Source organism: Microseira wollei NIES-4236, from assembly GCF_020521235.1.
Lineage (GTDB): Bacteria > Cyanobacteriota > Cyanobacteriia > Cyanobacteriales > Aerosakkonemataceae > Microseira > Microseira wollei.
Window position 1 is genome coordinate 1 of sequence record NZ_BLAY01000761.1, and the last position, 247, is coordinate 247.

Annotated in this window: 1 protein-coding gene; it reads right to left on the reverse strand. The window is 44.9% G+C overall.

The genetic code is table 11. The features are described 5' to 3' along the window. Positions 1–237, reverse strand: a 237-nt coding sequence (locus MiSe_RS50470) for a hypothetical protein (RefSeq protein ID WP_226595153.1), incomplete at its 3' end; no start/stop codon positions are given. Positions 238–247 lie beyond the last annotated feature (10 nt).

Sequence of the window (247 nt, forward strand, 5' to 3'; positions counted from 1 at the left end):
TATCCAGAATATTTCTGATGCGTCCCGACAAGATTGCGGATCGTTTTTCATGGGTTCGGGTAGGGACACGGCAATCATCAAATTTTGATGGCTCCAGAATATTTCTGATGCCGTGTCCCGACAAGATGGCGGATCGTTTTTCATAAATTCGGGTAGGGACACGGCAATCATCAAATTTTGATGGCTCCAGAATATTTCTGATGCCGTGTCCCGACAAGATTGCGGATCGTTTTTCATAAATTCGGGT